The 17,101-nt window shown below is 46.7% G+C and carries 16 protein-coding genes and 1 riboswitch; of the genes, 6 read left to right on the plus strand and 10 right to left on the minus strand.

Features of this window, described 5'->3' with window-relative positions; all coding sequences use genetic code 11:
• Window positions 1-9: 9 nt before the first annotated feature.
• A complete protein-coding gene (kynU, locus tag KNP94_RS12165; protein ID WP_215115734.1) occupies window positions 10-1,287 on the minus strand; it encodes a kynureninase in 1,278 nt (425 codons plus the stop codon).
• A 110-nt stretch (window positions 1,288-1,397) separates the two neighbouring features.
• Between kynU and KNP94_RS12170 the strand changes: the two genes are divergently transcribed.
• Entirely contained in the window at window positions 1,398-2,024 is a 627-nt protein-coding gene (locus tag KNP94_RS12170; RefSeq protein ID WP_088836052.1) for a TetR/AcrR family transcriptional regulator, read from the plus strand.
• A gap of 53 nt (window positions 2,025-2,077) precedes the next feature.
• Window positions 2,078-2,530, plus strand: a complete 453-nt coding sequence (locus KNP94_RS12175) for a DUF4385 domain-containing protein (RefSeq protein WP_088836053.1) — start codon at window positions 2,078-2,080, stop codon at window positions 2,528-2,530.
• Window positions 2,531-2,677: 147 nt separating this feature from the next.
• Here the strand turns inward: KNP94_RS12175 and KNP94_RS12180 are convergent, their stop codons facing one another.
• From KNP94_RS12180 to KNP94_RS12190, 3 genes are all read right to left on the minus strand, one after another.
• Window positions 2,678-3,874, minus strand: coding sequence for an MFS transporter (locus KNP94_RS12180; RefSeq protein ID WP_214894101.1), 1,197 nt, complete (start codon window positions 3,872-3,874; stop codon window positions 2,678-2,680).
• A gap of 219 nt (window positions 3,875-4,093) precedes the next feature.
• Window positions 4,094-5,155, minus strand: a complete 1,062-nt coding sequence (locus KNP94_RS12185; RefSeq protein ID WP_214805679.1) for an acyltransferase family protein — start codon at window positions 5,153-5,155, stop codon at window positions 4,094-4,096.
• Window positions 5,152-6,915: a CDP-glycerol glycerophosphotransferase family protein gene (locus tag KNP94_RS12190; protein WP_251132648.1), complete on the minus strand. Its 1,764-nt coding sequence runs from the start codon at window positions 6,913-6,915 to the stop codon at window positions 5,152-5,154. Before KNP94_RS12190 ends, KNP94_RS12185 begins: the two co-directional genes overlap by 4 nt.
• 309 nt (window positions 6,916-7,224) lie before the next feature.
• On the opposite strand from KNP94_RS12190, the gene KNP94_RS12195 reads away from it, so the two are divergent.
• From KNP94_RS12195 to KNP94_RS12205, 3 genes are read left to right on the plus strand one after another with little or no spacing between them, the layout of a single operon-like run.
• Window positions 7,225-7,938 carry an IspD/TarI family cytidylyltransferase gene (locus KNP94_RS12195; protein WP_029332336.1) on the plus strand — a complete coding sequence of 238 codons (714 nt, stop codon included), beginning with the start codon at window positions 7,225-7,227 and terminating at the stop codon, window positions 7,936-7,938.
• Complete coding sequence (locus tag KNP94_RS12200; RefSeq protein WP_029332337.1) at window positions 7,935-8,960, plus strand: ribitol-5-phosphate dehydrogenase; 1,026 nt, start codon at window positions 7,935-7,937, stop codon at window positions 8,958-8,960. Before KNP94_RS12195 ends, KNP94_RS12200 begins: the two co-directional genes overlap by 4 nt.
• A 31-nt stretch (window positions 8,961-8,991) precedes the next feature.
• Window positions 8,992-10,197: a CDP-glycerol glycerophosphotransferase family protein gene (locus KNP94_RS12205; protein ID WP_214805681.1), complete on the plus strand. Its 1,206-nt coding sequence runs from the start codon at window positions 8,992-8,994 to the stop codon at window positions 10,195-10,197.
• Between the two features lie 247 nt (window positions 10,198-10,444).
• Here KNP94_RS12205 and KNP94_RS12210 read toward each other — a convergent pair whose 3' ends face one another.
• The 4 genes from KNP94_RS12210 to KNP94_RS12225 all read right to left on the minus strand — a co-directional run bounded on the left by KNP94_RS12210 (window position 10,445) and on the right by KNP94_RS12225 (window position 14,159).
• On the minus strand, window positions 10,445-11,002 hold the full coding sequence (locus tag KNP94_RS12210) for a nitroreductase family protein (protein ID WP_088836057.1): 558 nt from the start codon (window positions 11,000-11,002) through the stop codon (window positions 10,445-10,447).
• Window positions 11,003-11,130: 128 nt separating this feature from the next.
• Complete coding sequence (locus KNP94_RS12215; RefSeq protein ID WP_159174009.1) at window positions 11,131-11,673, minus strand: hypothetical protein; 543 nt, start codon at window positions 11,671-11,673, stop codon at window positions 11,131-11,133.
• A 122-nt stretch (window positions 11,674-11,795) separates the two neighbouring features.
• A complete protein-coding gene (locus KNP94_RS12220; protein ID WP_214767657.1) occupies window positions 11,796-13,490 on the minus strand; it encodes a DHA2 family efflux MFS transporter permease subunit in 1,695 nt (564 codons plus the stop codon).
• Window positions 13,491-13,502: 12 nt separating this feature from the next.
• The gene (locus KNP94_RS12225) at window positions 13,503-14,159 is read right to left on the minus strand and encodes an HlyD family secretion protein (RefSeq protein WP_088836060.1); all 657 of its coding nucleotides are present in this window, start codon (window positions 14,157-14,159) and stop codon (window positions 13,503-13,505) included.
• 193 nt (window positions 14,160-14,352) lie between these two features.
• On the opposite strand from KNP94_RS12225, the gene KNP94_RS12230 reads away from it, so the two are divergent.
• Window positions 14,353-14,967 (plus strand): TetR/AcrR family transcriptional regulator, encoded by a 615-nt coding sequence (locus tag KNP94_RS12230; RefSeq protein ID WP_215115735.1) that lies wholly within the window; start codon window positions 14,353-14,355, stop codon window positions 14,965-14,967.
• Between the two features lie 72 nt (window positions 14,968-15,039).
• On the opposite strand, the gene KNP94_RS12235 is transcribed toward KNP94_RS12230, so the two are convergent.
• Window positions 15,040-16,131, minus strand: coding sequence for a GGDEF domain-containing protein (locus tag KNP94_RS12235; RefSeq protein WP_251132085.1), 1,092 nt, complete (start codon window positions 16,129-16,131; stop codon window positions 15,040-15,042).
• Between the two features lie 156 nt (window positions 16,132-16,287).
• Window positions 16,288-16,743 carry a MarR family winged helix-turn-helix transcriptional regulator gene (locus KNP94_RS12240; protein WP_088836062.1) on the minus strand — a complete coding sequence of 152 codons (456 nt, stop codon included), beginning with the start codon at window positions 16,741-16,743 and terminating at the stop codon, window positions 16,288-16,290.
• A gap of 171 nt (window positions 16,744-16,914) precedes the next feature.
• Window positions 16,915-17,099, plus strand: a riboswitch (Lysine riboswitch).
• Window positions 17,100-17,101 lie beyond the last annotated feature (2 nt).

The raw sequence follows: 17,101 nt of genomic DNA on the forward strand, positions 1-17,101 counted from the left end.
ATGACCTCCTTACGCGACGACTTCGCGTTCATTTGCGAATTGCGCGTATTCCTTCTCTTCCATAATGGTCTTCAGTGTCGCAACGACGTCGTAGACATCGCTAAACGTATTGTACAATGCGACCGGTGCGAGGCGAACGATGTTCGGTGCACGGAAGTCGGGAATGATGTGATGTGCTTTTAACGCTTTACAGATCCGCGCCGCTTCCGGATGTTCGAGGCTCAAGTGTGCACCACGCTGCTTATGATCGCGAGGACTTCCGATAAAGAAGCCGTAAGGCGCAAGTTCTTCATCGACCAGGCGCATCATATAATCCGTCAAGGCGAGCGATTTTTCCCGGACGGCACCGATTCCGACTTCTGCGAACAGTTCGAGGGCACCGATTTGCGGCGCAAGACTTAAGACATGTGGTGTTCCAATCTGGAAGGCACCCGCATCTTCTGCCGGCGTCAATGTGTGATCCATGTCGAATTGTTTGTCCTTGCGGGAACCGAACCACCCGGTTAGACCGGGGAGTGTCCCGAAGTGCCGCTCATGGACGAATAGACCACCGACGGTTCCCGGTCCACCATTTAAATGTTTATAGTTGCACCAGTACGCAAAGTCGACGCCCCAGTCGTGAAACGCATGGGGGACGGCACCGACGGAGTGACAGCCGTCAAAACCGATCAGGATTCCCCGGTCATGGGCGGCTTTCGTCAAGCGCTCCATGTCGAGGACTTGCCCGCTCCGGTATAAAACGGTCGGGAGGACGATCAAGGCGATGTCATCTGTCATTGCAGCAATTAAATCCTCTTCGTCAAGGAAACGTCCGTCACGACTCTCGACTTGGACAAGGTGCTCAGCTGGGTCGAGTCCACGTAAGCGAAGCTGGCTTTGCAGTGCATAAATGTCTGACGGGAACGTCAGACTGTCCGCTAAAATTTTCGTCCGTTGTCCGCTCGGCGCAAAGAACGTCGAGACGAGTTGATGCAGGTTGACGGTCGTCGAGCCGGTCACCATGACTTCGTTTGCCCGCCCGCCGACGAGGGGGGCGTTTAAGGCAGCGAGTTTTTCCGACAATTCGAACCAAGGATGGCGTCCTTGCATCCAGCCGTCAATCCCGAGTTCGCGCCAATCGGCAAGCGACTCAAGCAATGTCTGTTCGGCACGTTTGGATAAGAGACCAAGCGAGTTGCCATCCATATAAATCGACCCTTCACGGAGATAAAATTCATTACGGTACGGTGCAAGTTGGTCTTGCTGATCCATTTGGAGTGCATCTTCACGGTTTGCGGTAAGTGTCATCTCGGTTCCTCCTCGAACTGAATCCTCAATCAATTTTGACAAAAGCGTAGCAAACAAATTGACACTGTGTCAATATTATCGAATAACGAATCAAAAGGAGTGGTGTGAGGATGAAGGAACCAGGACAGGCGAAAGTCGACAAACGTCATCTACGGACGGTGCGAACACGTGAAAAGCTGCTCGTTGCAGCACGTGACGTCTTTTTATCGCAAGACTTTCAAACGGCAACCATCTCACAAATCATCAAACAAGCAGGTGTCGGTTACGGAACGGCATACGTTCATTTTGAAGGGAAGGATGAATTATTGATCGTCCTGATGGAAGACGTCATGGACCGGTTTTACAAAATTGCCGAGCAAGTGTTTGAGCCGCGTTCGCGTGCGGACGCAAAACAGCAGATTTTGGAACAGGCGACGGCCTTTCTTCGGTTAGCGGACGAGGAGCGGGCGATGCTTCGGATCGTCGAGCAAGCGATTGGCGTATCGTACGTCGTCCGGACGAAGTGGAAACAAATTCGGGAACGGTTCATTGAACAAATCAGCCAAGACATTTTATATGCCCAGCAGCAAGGGCTGGCCCGGATGGATCTTGATCCGAAACTCGTCGCACGCGGGTGGTTTTTCGCAAATGAAATGTATTTGTTTGAAGTCGTCCGGTCAGAAACGACGGCGACGATCGATGAGATTGCGCGGACGCTGACGGAAGTGTATGCACATGGATTGTATCGAGAAGATTAAGTGAAGGCATGGCGGGGAATTATCCTGTAATTAACTAAAGGGATGTGGGAACCGTGGCATTTGATTATGAGATTGATTTCGAGACGACGGACTTTCGGAAGGAACCGGAAAAATACCGCGTTGGACGGGGGGAGCAAGGTGTCCTGCTTGTCGAACCGTATAAAGGTGAAATCCTGCCGCACTGGCGGTTCAAGACACCGGAGATTGCAAAGGAGTCCTCTGAAAAAATCTATGAAATGTACTTAGCCTATAAAGCGGCGGGTGATTTCGTCGGGATGGATATGGCACGGAAGTTCATTCAGATGGGACACACGCGTGCCCGCCGTTATGCGAATTATCCGGGAGGGCGGAAATATAAGGATAAAGAAAAAGGCGAGTTGAACGAACGGGACATTGACCCGGAAAAAGCAAAATCCGCTGAAATCTTTCAAGAGAAGTGGGATTTGATCCGGGCCGATGAAGATTACCTGAAGTTAAAAAAAGCCCATCAAAAGGCATATGGATAAAGGAAAAGAGCGACGAAGTATCGAGAAGCATCTCATTAAAAATTCAAGTAGGCTGTCAGTCTTTTTAGATATCGTACGACAAACAAAGAGTAGGACGGTCTCCGCTATATATCCGGAGTCGTCCTACTCTTTTTTAGTGGGTGAAACTTAAGACGTACGTTCGATTTTTTCAATCAACCGGGACTGGCGGCGTTGCCATACGACAGAGCCGACTAACGTCACGGCGAGGAAGACAAGTCCCAGCATGAACGGATATAAGATATTGACGTCATACAGCAGACCGGCGAGTGTTGGTCCGAGGACGTTTCCGATGCTCATATAGGCATTGTTCATCCCCATCGCAAAGCCTTGTTCGTTCCCGGCGAGTTTTGAAATCATCGTGTTCAAGACAGGTCGTAAAATCGACGTCGCGAGGAAGATGACCAGCGTGACGGCGAAGAAGCCGCCGTAACTCGAGGCGAAGAGTGAGACGAGAAACCCGAGTGTCGCAATCAATAAAAAGATATTCAATACTTTGCCTTCACCCAGACTCCGGGTGATTTTGTCGACGATAAAGATTTGAGCAATAACGCTGATGATACCCGTCGATGTCACCATGACGGCGATATCCTTTGGTGAAGCACCGAATTGGTTATCAATGAAGAGACCAAGGACGGATTCATACGCCATCAGACCAAAACTCATGACAAGTGTAATGACGAGTGGGACGAAGTATGGTTTTTGGAACGACGCACCGATTTTACTGAGCATCGATCCTTCGTCCGGTGCCATCGCTGTTGCGTCATGGACATCACTTTCTTTGAGCAACAAGATGCTGAACAAGACGGCGAGTCCCGAGACGAGAGCTGAGACGAGTAGCGGCAACTTTAAGTCATATTCGGCGAGGAACCCACCGATTCCCGGTCCGATGACGATTCCAAGCGACATCGCGGCCGAGACATAACTGTTTCCTTTCGCCCGTTGATCCATCGTCGTGATATCGGCGACGTAAGCAAAGATTGCCGGAATCAGTAAGGCAGCACCGATACCACCGATTGCACGGGACAGATAAAGAATTGCGACCGAGTTCGAGAAGTAAAAGACGAACATCGACAGTGTCAGACCAATCAGTCCATAGATGATCATCTTGCGACGGCCGTATTGATCGGCCCATTTTCCGGCAACTGGAGACATGATGAGCTGGGCGCCGGCAAAGATGGCAATCATCAGCCCGGCAGCCGTTCCACCTTGTCCGATGGAGGCAAGATAAGCAGGCAGAATCGGAATGATGATCCCGAAGCTCCCGACGGCGATGAACATGTTGATCATCAAGACCGTTAATTTTTTACGTTGATCCGCTTGCAAGGGGACCCCTTCTTTCTGCGCGCTTATGTAAGCGATTATTGTGTCATCCTTATCATCTTAGTTTCAAGAGAAAGACTGTGTCAATTTAGAGGGCTGAAAAGACCGGATTGATTTTGAAATGGATACGGAAAAAGGGATTGCCATCTGAAAATCGATGGACAATCCCTTTTTGGATGTTTTAGATGAAGTCACCTGCTTCTACACGTATCAGGTAAAGCATCAGCTTGTTTTCTTGAACAACCAATTCACATTCGGCGATAGCAACGGTCGCAAAATCCGGACGACCGGGCGACTCGACAGGACAAAGACAAGAACTGTCGCGAGCAAGAGCCCTAAGCCGATCAACAGGAACGGTGATTCTGCGATGGCCGGTGGTAAGGAATCCCGGAAGAGACGGACGATGAACGAATGGAGTAAGTAAATCGCTAACGTCTGAATCCCGATTTCGTCAAACCGTTCACCGAAAGATCGTCTTGGGACAATCAGGAGGACGGAGAAAATCATGACCGTACTGACTGCATAAAGGAACAGTTGCGTCGCCGCTCCCTTAAGGAGAGATACTTCAAATTCACCGTACGTATCCCGGTAAAAGAGCCATGCCGTATCAAAACCGTTTTTTGTCCAGAGACCCATAAAAATCGCAATCGTCAGTGAAACGACGAGACCGACAAGTCGTCCGGCAGGCCCCGTCAACCGATCGCGGAAACCGTCATTCGCTAACCATCCTCGTTCTTTGACGAGATAGCCCATCAAGAAGAACGGATAAAAGCTGATCACCTTTTGGAGCGACAGGAAGTTTGTGATCGCACCCGGGTCTGCATTGATTAAAAGCGCAACAGCGACACTGATCAAGAGCGGGAAACGTAAAATCAGAAACCCGGGCGTGACGATTTGCCAGATGATGATGCCGAGCAAGTACCACAATGTCCAGCTTGGGACGAGCGGATGAAGTAATCCGTCAATCAGTCCTTCGAGCGTCTTATCGTTCGCATAAGCCAGGTAGACTTCATGAATCGACTGCCAAATGAAATACAAGACAACAAACGAAATGATTCGTTTTGGTCGGACTTGTTTGAAGAAGTATCCGCTCATGAAGATGAAGGCCGGCATGTGCAACAAGTAGATGACATTGTAAGCGATTTGGACCGAATCATTGCCGTCAAGATTACGGAACGTCTCGATCAAGTGACCGAAGACGACCGTGAAAATCAACAAGACTTTGTAATTCCCGAGCCAGTGATCGTAAGCCGGCACGGGAATCGGCTTTGGAGCAACCGTCATTTGTTCTCTCCAAGAATGATTTGATCGACGAATCGGGCACTTGATTTCCCGTCCTGATGCTCGAAGAAGTACTCAGCGAACGCTTTGACGTTGTCCATTTCAAAGTCTTCATTTTTAATCCGTTCAATCAATTCATCCGAATTTTTGACGATTGGTCCGGGCACGAATTCTTCAAAGTCATAATAGAAATCGCGTTTAGAGATGTAGTCGTCTAAGTCATAAGCAAAGAACAACATTGGTCGGTTCAAGAGTGAAAATTCGAAACACGTCGAAGAATAATCCGTAATCAAAATGTCTGAGACGAACAACAACTCATTGATTTCACGGTGATCCGTCAAATCGATGAAGAAATCAGCGTACAGTTCTGGAATTTCCATCCGACGACGAACGAATGGGTGCATTTTTAAGACGAAGACATACTCTTCGTGGAACGCTTCGTACAAAGCATCTAAATCAAGTTGGTCGAAGTCGTAATAAGCACTTTTCGCACCATTACCGCGGAAGGTCGGCGCGAACATGATGACTTTTTTCGTTTTGAATGTTGGATATTCTTCATAAATCCGTTCTTTCGCAGCAGCGATGTAGTCTTGGTCGAAGAACATATCCGTCCGCGGAATACCTGTCGCGATGACTTGATCTTCGCGGAGACCGAATCCTTCAGCGTAGTGGCGCGCGACATTATGTGAACTGACGATTGCTTTCGTATAGTTCCGGTGACTGAGCGAGTTGGCGCTTGGACCACCCGGTTTACCGAGACGGCTGTAACCGAACGTCTTGAATGCTCCGACAGCATGCCATACCTGGACGAGGTCCGTTCCTTTACGGATGTTTAGCGGATAAATCATCGGATAGAAATCATCGACGAGAATTGTTTTTGCTGTCGCCAGGTGATACGGCAATGTGAATTTATCACGCCAGTCGCGTCGGGATTGAAGATTCGGTTTGAAGAATGTCTTAACGTCGAGGTTCAAATCGCGTCGCTCGATTTCGTCGAGAATGTAGGCGAAGTTTCCGCTGACATCACTCCGTGAGTCGGAAGCGAGCAAGACTTTGTCTTCCGCGATCGGCTGCGTCCATTTCGTGACGTTGTAGATGGCTTTAAACGTAAACCGACGGAATTTAAAGGCGCGTTTGCGGAAATCCTTTTTATATTTGTTGTACCGGTCAATCATCCGGATGAAACGTTTTGACTCCCCGCGTTTTAGGGAATGGAAGCTTAAGGTGTTGCTATACTCAGAATGTTGGACGACCAGTTCATATTCGAGTTTCAATAACAGATTGCTATGTTTCGTATCGACACGGTAAATGACCGGAATCAGTGCACGTGTGTCGCCGAATGGGGCTTCGTGTAAAATCGAGTTGCCCTGGACGATTGCGAAGAAGGCATCAAAATAGCCCATTGGTAAAGGACGTCCCGTCGGTGTGATGTGATTGAGGTTCAATGAGCCGGTAAAGGTCTCTTCTGTCCAGTCCCCTTCAAATGGGAAGCGGAGGATGAACGTCCGTTTATTTCGTTTATTGCGGAAGACGATGGCACGTTCAAGCGGAATGGGTGCTTCTGGTGCTTCCGATTGAATGTAGTCATCTTCTCGTTCTGTTTCCTGTCCTTCTTGTGCTGTCGGGTTTTCGAAAAGTAATTGTTCTGCTTGCAAGAATTCAGTTAATCCAAACAAGCGTGCCTCAAAGCGGAATGTCGTACCGGCAAGCTCTAAATAGTCGACTTTCGCGTGTAAAGTCGGCATCAGTGTTTCTTCTGTCAAAACAATCTCTCCTCACGTAAATGATTACAATGTATTTACACAAAAGTAATAGGTTTTTAAAATCACCAGGAACATAGTATAGTTGTATTAGAAATCACCAATCATTATATCGTGACAAAGCAAAAAAAATAGTGCTTTGTATATTTTTTTTGTTTTTTTCGTCAAGTGTGATCCGATTATCCGACTCTATTCGAAGATATACCCACATCGCTGGTAGGTGGAAACCAAAAAAGATTTTTGATAAGGGAGGGAAGCAGGTTGTTTCATGACAGCGCCGTCACGCGACGGATGAGACATCTGCGATACAAGATGATTTATGCAGCAATTTTAGCTGGGGGAAAAGGAACACGCATGGGGAACGTCGATCGTCCAAAACAATTTCTTTCAATTGGGGAACGTCCGATTCTCGTCCATACGGTCGAAAAATTCTTACTGAACGATGATTTTGACCGTGTCATCATCGTCACACCAACAGCGTGGATTAACTATACACGCGATATCTTAGAAAAATACATCGGACAAGATGAGCGCATCGTCATCACGGCTGGCGGAAATGACCGGAACGAATCCATCATGGCGGCGATCAACTGGATCGACGAAAAGAATGGCATCACAGATGAAGATATTATCGTAACGCACGATGCGGTCCGTCCATTCCTGACACACCGGATCATTAAAGAAAATATCTCGACAGCACTTGAGTATGGTGCATGTGATACTGTCATTTCAGCCATCGATACAATCGTTGCATCGACAGACGGAAAAACAATCACAGACATTCCGGTCCGTGACCAGATGTATCAAGGGCAAACACCACAAAGCTTCCAAATCACGAAGCTGAAATCACATTATGAAGCCTTGTCTGCTGAAGAGCGTGCCATTTTAACGGATGCGTGTAAGATTCTATTGCTCAAAGGTGAAGATGTCGCACTCGTCACAGGAGAACTCTTCAACATCAAAGTCACGACACCTTATGATTTACGTATTGCTAACGCAATCCTGAAGGAGCGGATTAACCAATGATTAACCAAGTCTATCAACTCGTTGCACCTCGTCAAATCGAGGTGACGTATGATGAGCGGTCGTTAAAATCTGATCGCGTCGTCGTCCGGCCGACTTACTTGTCAATCTGTCACGCGGATCAACGTTACTTCACAGGAAGCCGTAGTGCAGAAGTACTCGCGAAAAAATTACCGATGGCGATGATTCACGAAGGAATCGGAAAAGTCGTTCATGACCCGTCAGGAACATTCGCAAAAGGGACTCTCGTTGCGATGGTACCGAATACGCCGTCTGAGACGGATGACATCATCGGCGAAAACTACTTGCGGACAAGTCGTTTCCGTTCAAGCGGTTATGATGGCTACATGCAAGATTATGTTTTCATTCAAGCCGATCGTCTCGTCGAAGTACCGGCAGATCTTAACCCGGAAGTCGCAGCCTTTACAGAACTCGTCAGTGTCGCTGTACACGCCGTGACACGTTTCGACCAAATCGCACATGCGCGTCGGGAAACGTTCGGAATTTGGGGTGACGGAAACCTTGGTTTCATCACAGCACTGTTGTTACGTAAACTGTATCCGGAAGCGAAATTACTCGTCTTCGGAAAAACACAATCGAAGCTCGATTACTTCTCGTTCGCGGATGAGACGTATCATATCGACCAAATTCCAGAAGGCGTTGCCTTCAATCACGGGTTTGAGTGTGTAGGCGGCATCGGCAGTCAATATGCAATCAATCAAATGATTGACTATATCATTCCAGAAGGGACGATGGCATTGCTCGGTGTATCTGAGGAGCCTGTTTCTGTCAATACACGGATGATTCTCGAAAAAGGATTACGTGTCTATGGGTCGAGTCGCAGTACACCAACGGACTTCGCTCGGACGATGGAACTGTATCAAACGTACCCGGATATTCCAGAATACTTGTCGAACTTAGTCGCAGGTGTATTCCAAATTCGTCAAATCGAGGACATCCATCAAGCGTTCGAAAGCGATTTAACGAACCGTTTCGGAAAAACCGTCATGGAATGGTGCATGTAAAAATTAGTAGGTGCAACAGAAGGGATCACTCATGAAACAAAAAATACGTTTAATTCAGCGGCGGACGGTTCATTATTTACTGGTCATGACGTATTGGCTTGCGAGACGCTTGCCGATTGACAAGCAAAAAGTCGTGTTTGCGACATATCGTTCAGACAAGCTCGTTGATAACTTCCGTGCCGTTTATGACGAACTTGAGAGCCGCGATCTTGGATTCAGCTATGTGTTCCTGTTAAAGCGGTTCCCACAAGGTCTTTTCGGTCAGATTAAATACGTCTTCCACATGATGCGGGCGACGTATGAACTCGCGACTGCCCGCTATTTCATCATCGATGACTACTATTATCCGGTCTATGTCTCGTCACTGCGTCAAGGGACTGAGGTCATTCAACTGTGGCATGCATGTGGCGCCTTTAAAAAATTCGGTTACAGTGTGCTCGATAAATCCTATTCACCGGACGATGATTACTTGAAGATGGTTCAAATTCACCGAAACTACTCGAAAGTCTATGTCTCGGGAACAGCCTGTATCGAACCGTATGCTGAAGCATTCGGGATGGACGCGGCCCGTGTTCATCCACTCGGTGTCCCACGAACGGATCAACTCTTGAATCCGGCGCGACAAGCACATGTCGAACAAAAACTGTATGCTGACCATCCGGAGTGGCGTTCGAAGAAAATCATTCTTCTTGCTCCGACTTTCCGGGGTAACGGTCAGACGACGGCACATTATGATGAGGAACTCGATTTCGAACAGTTCCGCCAAGAACTCGGGAGCGAGTATATTTTATTGTTACGGATGCATCCGTTCGTGCTTAATCGTCCTGTCGTCCCGGCTGAATTTTCGGACCAAATCATCGATATGACGGATTATCCGGATATCAATGATTTGATGCAGATTTCAGACATTTTGGTCACGGATTATTCGTCCGTCATCTTTGAGTTCGCTTTACTCAAAAAACCAATCATCTTCCTCGTGAATGATTTGACATCCTATAAGGAAGAACGTGATTTTTACTTCCCGTATGAATCGTTTGTCCCGGGGCCGATTGTTTCCTCGTTCAACGAAGTCATCGCTTGGGTGAAACAAGGGCAGTTCGAATCAGAGAAGATTGAGGAATTCGCCCGTCAATTCTTCACGTATCAAGATGGGCAAGCGACAAAACGCATCGTGGATCATCTGTTAGATCATGTGCAGTCGCCTGCAGTATCACCTGAAAAAACGACAATCGTGTAAATACGATCATTTTGAAGGACATCACACAGTATATAGAGAAACCCGGACGATTCTGCTTTTAAAAAAAAGTGAGAATCATCCGGGTTTTTTTAATCGGTTTTCTGACAGGAATGAGGGAAGCGTGCAGAAGAAAAAGCGATTATTTGATCAACTTCGTTTGGGGAGGAAGTTGCAAAATAATCGCTTATGACTCTATAAATGGGGCTTGATTGGTGCGAGCAGGGGTAGCTCGCAGGATGCGCACTCCTTAAAAGTGCGTTAACTTTTCGCGGGCAGGTGTCCGTTTTTTTAGTGGTGGAATCATCGCAGGCCAACCGAGTTGGATGACACCGGCGACACGTTCTTCATCATGGGCACCGACGAGTGTCGCATATTCGTCTGTAAACCAATGTTTCCCGCTTTTCCAGCAGCTTCCTAAACCAAGTTCCGATGCAAGCAGTTGGATGTTTTGAATCATCGCAGCAGTCGCAAGTAAATCTTCTGTCTGTTGATCGTCTGTTCCTTGAACGTGATAAAGGACCGTCAAGAACACCGGGACTTCACTTATTTTTTCTTTAAATGATAGGCGTTGCTCATCCGTTTTTTGATCGAATTGACCACGTGCTTCAAGGAGCTCCATCAATTGTTCGACATACCGGACTTGTCCTTCACCAATCGCGAGAACAAAACGCCATGGTTCGCGTAACTTATGATTCGGTGCATAAATTGCTGCTTCTAAGATTTCTTCAATCATTTCGGATGGAACAGGTTGATCGGTGTAGGAACGAACCGAACGTCGTTCTAAAATGAGTTGTCGTGCATTCATCACTATCATCTCCTGACCTAAGTACTCTTAAAATATAAATGATAACGATTATCATTGTCAATGGTAATCCGAAAAATAAAACGAACGGTGACTAGAATTCAATGGAAGTCATCGTTCGTTTCATGTGGTTATTGTTTTTTGCTTGCTGTCGTAGCGAGTTTCTTTTTGACTTGGCGTAATCGCAGTAATGCCATTAAATAATGTGCAAAATAAATTGTGAAACCAAAGAAAATCGGGATCGCAAGTCCGAGTTCGACACCCGGAACAGCCGTCAAGTTAATGTAAAGCAAGACCGTCATGGACAACGTATAAAAAGTTGCTTCAAGCAACTGCGGCATGATGCGTTTACGCTTCAAGAAAAACGAGCGGATAAGCGGTAAGATGACGAGGCTGACGAGCCGATCAATTAGACCAATCACGAGCACGCTGATGACGATTGCGAGACCACCTTCAAACTGTAAGAGGTTCGGAAAGACATAGTACGAGACAAGCACTAACGGACCGACGAGTAAGAAAATCGAGACCGAAGCACGGAAAAAGACGAAGAGACTGTTGATACTCGTTAAAAACGCACGCGAGATTTTTTGCGACCAGGAAAGAGATGGTCGTCCGACCTGCCACGCGAAGCAACAGGCGAAAATGAACGCGTAAAATTGAAGGAAGGCAACCATAAAGCATCTCCTTTTGATATGAACTCAATGAACCTAGTGTATCGATATTAGAGAAGAAGTGCAAAGGTGAACGATTAAAAAGCCAGCTGACGATGTGCCGTCAACTGGCTGGATAAGACACGTTAATCTAAATTCGGTTCTTTTTTTCCATGAAGGAAGAATGACAATACGAGTGCAAGAGCAGACAAGACAGTCGCCACCCAAAAGGCATCTGTAATTCCACTGATCGTCGCTTGTTTCGTCAATTGCGTCAACCAGCTAACGGATGCGGCTTGTGGACTACCAAGCTGTTGTCCGAGCTCACCAAGGTGTTGCGAGAGCGTTGGGTCAAGTGTCGTAAACTGGTTGGCATCGTCCGCGAGATGAGCTGTCGTTTGACGGGTCATGACCGTGACGAGGATGGCCGTCCCGATTGATCCAGCGACTTGGCGTAATGTATTTTGTGTCGCGTTTCCGTGAGGAATCATCTTCATCGGCAGAGCGTTCATGCCAGCTGTCATAATCGGCATCATGATGAACGCCATCCCGAAGGACCGGAGCATATAGATGCCCATGATGGAATAGTAAGACGTGTTCAAATCAAGTTGCGTCAATTCCCATGTTCCGTACGTCATCAACGTCAGACCGAAGATGGCAAGCGGTCGAATGCCGAACCGGTCGAACAGTCGACCGGCGAAAGGACCGGTGATTCCCATGATCAATGAACCAGGCAGTAATAAGAGACCTGAGTCGACGGGTGAAAAACCACGGATGCTCTGCAAGTAAATCGGCAGCAGCAACATCCCGCCGAACAAGGCCATCGTGACGATGACGTTAATGAAGAGGGTGAATGAAAATTCCGGTACTTTTAGGACACGGATGTTAAGCATCGGGTCGTCCATCGCAAGCTCACGCAAAGCGAAGGCGGCAATACCAAGTAGCCCGATGACAATCGTACTGATGACGACAGGGCTGTCCCAACCGTCGTTTCCGGCTTCACTGAATCCGTATAAGAGACTACCAAACCCGATCGTACTAAAGACAACACCGAGAGCATCGAACTTTGGTTTTGATAACGGTTGGACGAGTTTGAACCAGGCAAATCCAAGTAAAAGTGTTAAGAGACCAAAGAAGGCCATTGCATAGAACATGACGTGCCAATCGTAGTTTTGAATGACATATCCTGTGATCGTTGGTCCGATCGCCGGTGCAAGAATCATCGCAATCCCGAGCATGCCCATCGCAGCTCCCCGTTTATGGGGTGGAAACAATGTCATGAAGACGTTCGTACCGAGCGGCATCAAGACACCGGCTCCGGCTGCTTGGACCACACGTCCGATCATCATAACCGGGAAGTTCATCGCCATCGAACAAATGATCGATCCGAAGAAGAACAACGTCATCGAGACAAGAAACAAGCGGCGAAACGTATAGCTTCGCATGAGGAACGCACTGATTGGAATCAAGATTCCGTTGACAAGCATGAACCCGGTCGTCAACCACTGTGCTGTCGACGTCGTGACGTTGAAGTCGTTGATCAAGACAGGAAGAGCGACGTTGATTAATGTCTGATTCAAAATCGCGATGAACATTCCAATTAACAGGACAGTGATGACTTTCGGGATACTGATGTTTTCCGTTGAAATCGTCGCTTGCGCTTGCGGAGCAGGGGCGGCTGGAATCGCGCCAACCGCTTCTGCTTCAATCAATGTTTCATCAAGCGCCGGACCTCCTGCGCCAGCTACCCGCGGTTGCCGTGCCCGGCGTGCAATCAAATTGACTGCAAGGAACGTGACAAGCATGAACACAATGTATCCAAAGAGGAAGGTCGTAGACATAAGCGTCCCTCCTTAATCCTTATGAATGCGGACGGTCACATTCATACCAGGGCGAATGTCGAGTGATTTTTCTTGTGAGAGCGATACCTTCACGGGAATCACTTGCGCGACTTTTGTATAGTTTGCGTTTCCGTTCGATGACGGCATTATCGAGAACGTGCCTGCTGTTGTCATCCCGATTTGTTCGACTTCACCCGAAAGTGTTGTATCAGGATAGCTATCGACATAGACATCGACGGCTTGACCGACTTTGACTTCATCGATTTCTGTTTCTTCGACGTTTGCTGTGACCCATAATTCATTTAAGTTAAATCCGTAAGCGAGCGGCGTACCGGCACCAACAAAGCCGTTCTCTGTCGCCATCGACTGAACGACGGTTGCTTTTGCTGGCATTTCGATTGACGCATCAACCGGTTTTTGACCAGTTTGTGCTATCATGACGTGACCAAGTGTCGCCCCGTTATCGAGTGTCTGTCCTGTTTTTGCCGTCCAGTCAGTGAGTTTTCCAGCGCCAGGACTAGCAATTGTAATCATCTTACCGTCGATTTTGGCATTTTCTGTTTTGACGTAACTTGTTGCTTGATCGTAGTAATAATAACCGATCGCACCACCACCAATTAAAACGACGAGCGTTAAAATATTGATGATTAATAATTTCTTCATGTTCATGAGTAAGTTGCATCCTTTCTGTTACTAGCTGATCGCCCCAGTGCGGTCTCATAAAAAAGACTCCTCTGGGGAGGAGTAGTTAATACAGTTAATTATATGGGTGCATAACAAACAAACAACCAACAATTTCCGACGAAATGTTGGAAAAGTCTTCGTTAACGGATACAATACGTAAAAAGGAGCTGAATTTTAAATGAATCAGTCGTGCGATCCCCGTCCTAAACGTTCACGTGAACGTATTACGACAGAGCTATTTCATTTACTTGAACACCATTCCTTTTCGACGATCACCGTCAAAATGTTGACGGATGGTGCTGAGGTCAATCGTTCGACCTTCTATGCGCACTATAAAGATAAATACGATTTGCTGGATCAAATCGTTGAGGAACACATGACGTTGCTCGCAGAAGCGATTCGGATTACAGGAAAACAATCGACCGAGCCTCCGACAGTCGAACGCGTCAGTCGTTACTTTGCACGTTTGTTCATCCACATTGAGCAAAACGAGCGCTTTTACCGGACGATGCTGCTCCAAGGAACAGTCAAGACGTTCATCTCCCGTTTCTTGGATACGTTAAAAGAAAACTACCGTCTTGCTTTCCGGGAGACGACAAGTGTCTCTGTTCCGGCGGATCGGGATTTATTACTGAACTACGTCATTGGTGGTCAACTCGGGCTCTTGATGTCGTGGTTACGAAATGATCGTCCGTATTCCTCCGAGTATATGGCAAATCAGCTCAGTCAGATGATCGTCTTCGGAACAGTTGAAAGTATTGGTTTTCCTCAGACAGGCCCTGGGACTGTCTAAAAAATGAACTAAAAAGTGCCATTCCGATGTGAGGGAATGGCACTTTTGGTGCTAGTCGGATATAACGTTAGATTACGCTTGACGGAATTCCAGCTGTTTCGTATAAATCGTACTTTGGTTACGTCCGTGCTCTTTTGAAGCATAGAGTGCTTTATCCGCTTGTTGCAATGCTTCGAGTGATGTATGGGATCCACCCGAATGGGCAATTCCTAACGAAATCGTAATCTTCAAATCAGGTACATGTGCAGTCGGGAACAGGTTACGGGCGACTGTCGTCCGCGCTAATTCAGAGATTTTTTTCGCATCCTTCAATGATGTGTTCGGTAAAATGATCAAAAATTCTTCTCCGCCGTACCGACCGACTAAATCATCCGGACGTACAATAGAGGCAAGTGTCGTTCCGAGTTGCCGCAACACATCGTCGCCCGCATCATGACCATATGTATCGTTAACGTGTTTGAAGAAATCGATATCGATCAGGATAAGTGAATATCCATCGTCATCCGATCCGACGAGTGATAGGGAGTCGTCCAGACGTCGGCGATTAGCGAGACCCGTCAAGGCGTCGGTCATCGCAAGTTTTTGCTGGTACTGGATATTTTCAAAATGTCGTCGCAGTTCGGCTAATAAGCGATAGGTGACGAGTCCGGCTAATAAATTAAAGAAAATGTACGTAACCGATACTTTGAAAAACGTTTCCCAACTGTTTGTCAGTGCATAGATAGCTGGTAACGAATAGAGAATACCGATTCCGATCATTAATTCAAAAGTCAGCAATGTATTACGTAAAAATCTGCGTGCTATGCCAATTGTCAAAATGAATAAAATCATGATGACGGAAGCGAGAATCGCTCCTTCGATTTGATCAGCAGGTGTAATTAAAAAACGCGTTCCGATAATCATGACTCCCGTGATGAAGGCACTAGGCAATCCGCCAAATAATGTGGCAATCGCGACAGGAATGATACGTAAGTCAATCCGGGCAATATCAATTTGAATGCTGTTGAACATGAGGAGTACAGCAATTGCACCAGCTACACAACCTAAAATAAGGCGTGATTCAAGCTTTGATTTTGGTGTAATTCTTGGTTGATTTCGAAAAGGTAAAAATAAAAGCGTGATCGTCGTGAATAAGAGACAAAAATTTATGATGAAGTTATTCATAATAGACAACAAATCCTCCCAACTCCCCCTGCAGTATACTTCCAATTATATACTTTGAGTATACTCGTTCTACTAACGGTATAGGAGGTCTGAATGTTTAGAATAAAAAAAGAAAAACAGAATAAAACCTCTGTCCTTCTCTTGATTTTTAATTTATTAATTGGATGAGACGACTTCTTCATCCATTGTCGCGAGGATTTTATCAAATACATGGATCATCACGTTCAGTTCCTCTTCAGACAAAGTGCCGAATCGCTCCTGAAGATATTTGCGACGGACGACTTCGAGATTCCGAAAAGCGGCCTCTCCCTCGTCAGTCAAGGCAAGGACGATTGAACGACGATCTTCCGTCGAACGTGTCCGTGTCACAAAACCGGTCTTATAAAGTTTATCTGTCAAAGCGGTGACCTGACTTGTCGCAAGTTCGAACTGTTCCGCGAGTAATGTCGGACGCTGGGGGCCGTTTTCAGATAAGCTACGTAAGATGAAGAATTCACTTCGCGTGGCAGTACCTTCAAACAGTTGATTCAACTCACGGCGCAACGTCCGGAGAATCACGCGCATTTGTTCTTCTAATCGATATGTCAATTGGTCATGTTGTTCTTGTCCCATCTGAGCAACATCCTTTCTGTACTACCTTCTACCATTTAGTGTACTAAAAATATCGGAATTTTACTATGAGCACGGTAGGATTCAAAAATATAAATTGACAAACAAGAAACATATTATGTACTATGTCGAAGTAATGAATTAGTAAATCAACTTAATTAGTTCTCACTCAACCAGTGGGATGGAGGTTGCGATTCTTATGAGTCGGGTTACGGATGTCGTCAAGCGGCAGATGAAATAGCTCAAAAGGAAGAATTGCCGAAATCGTAGACTACTTTGAAAGTCAGCGATTGGGATTAGATCAAACAGGTCTAATACTGTCATGAACCGTTTGCGGTTTATGGGGAGCTATCTTTCACGA

The sequence above is a fragment of the Exiguobacterium sp. s80 genome (genome assembly GCF_018618725.1).
In the GTDB taxonomy this organism is placed as follows: domain Bacteria; phylum Bacillota; class Bacilli; order Exiguobacteriales; family Exiguobacteriaceae; genus Exiguobacterium_A; species Exiguobacterium_A oxidotolerans.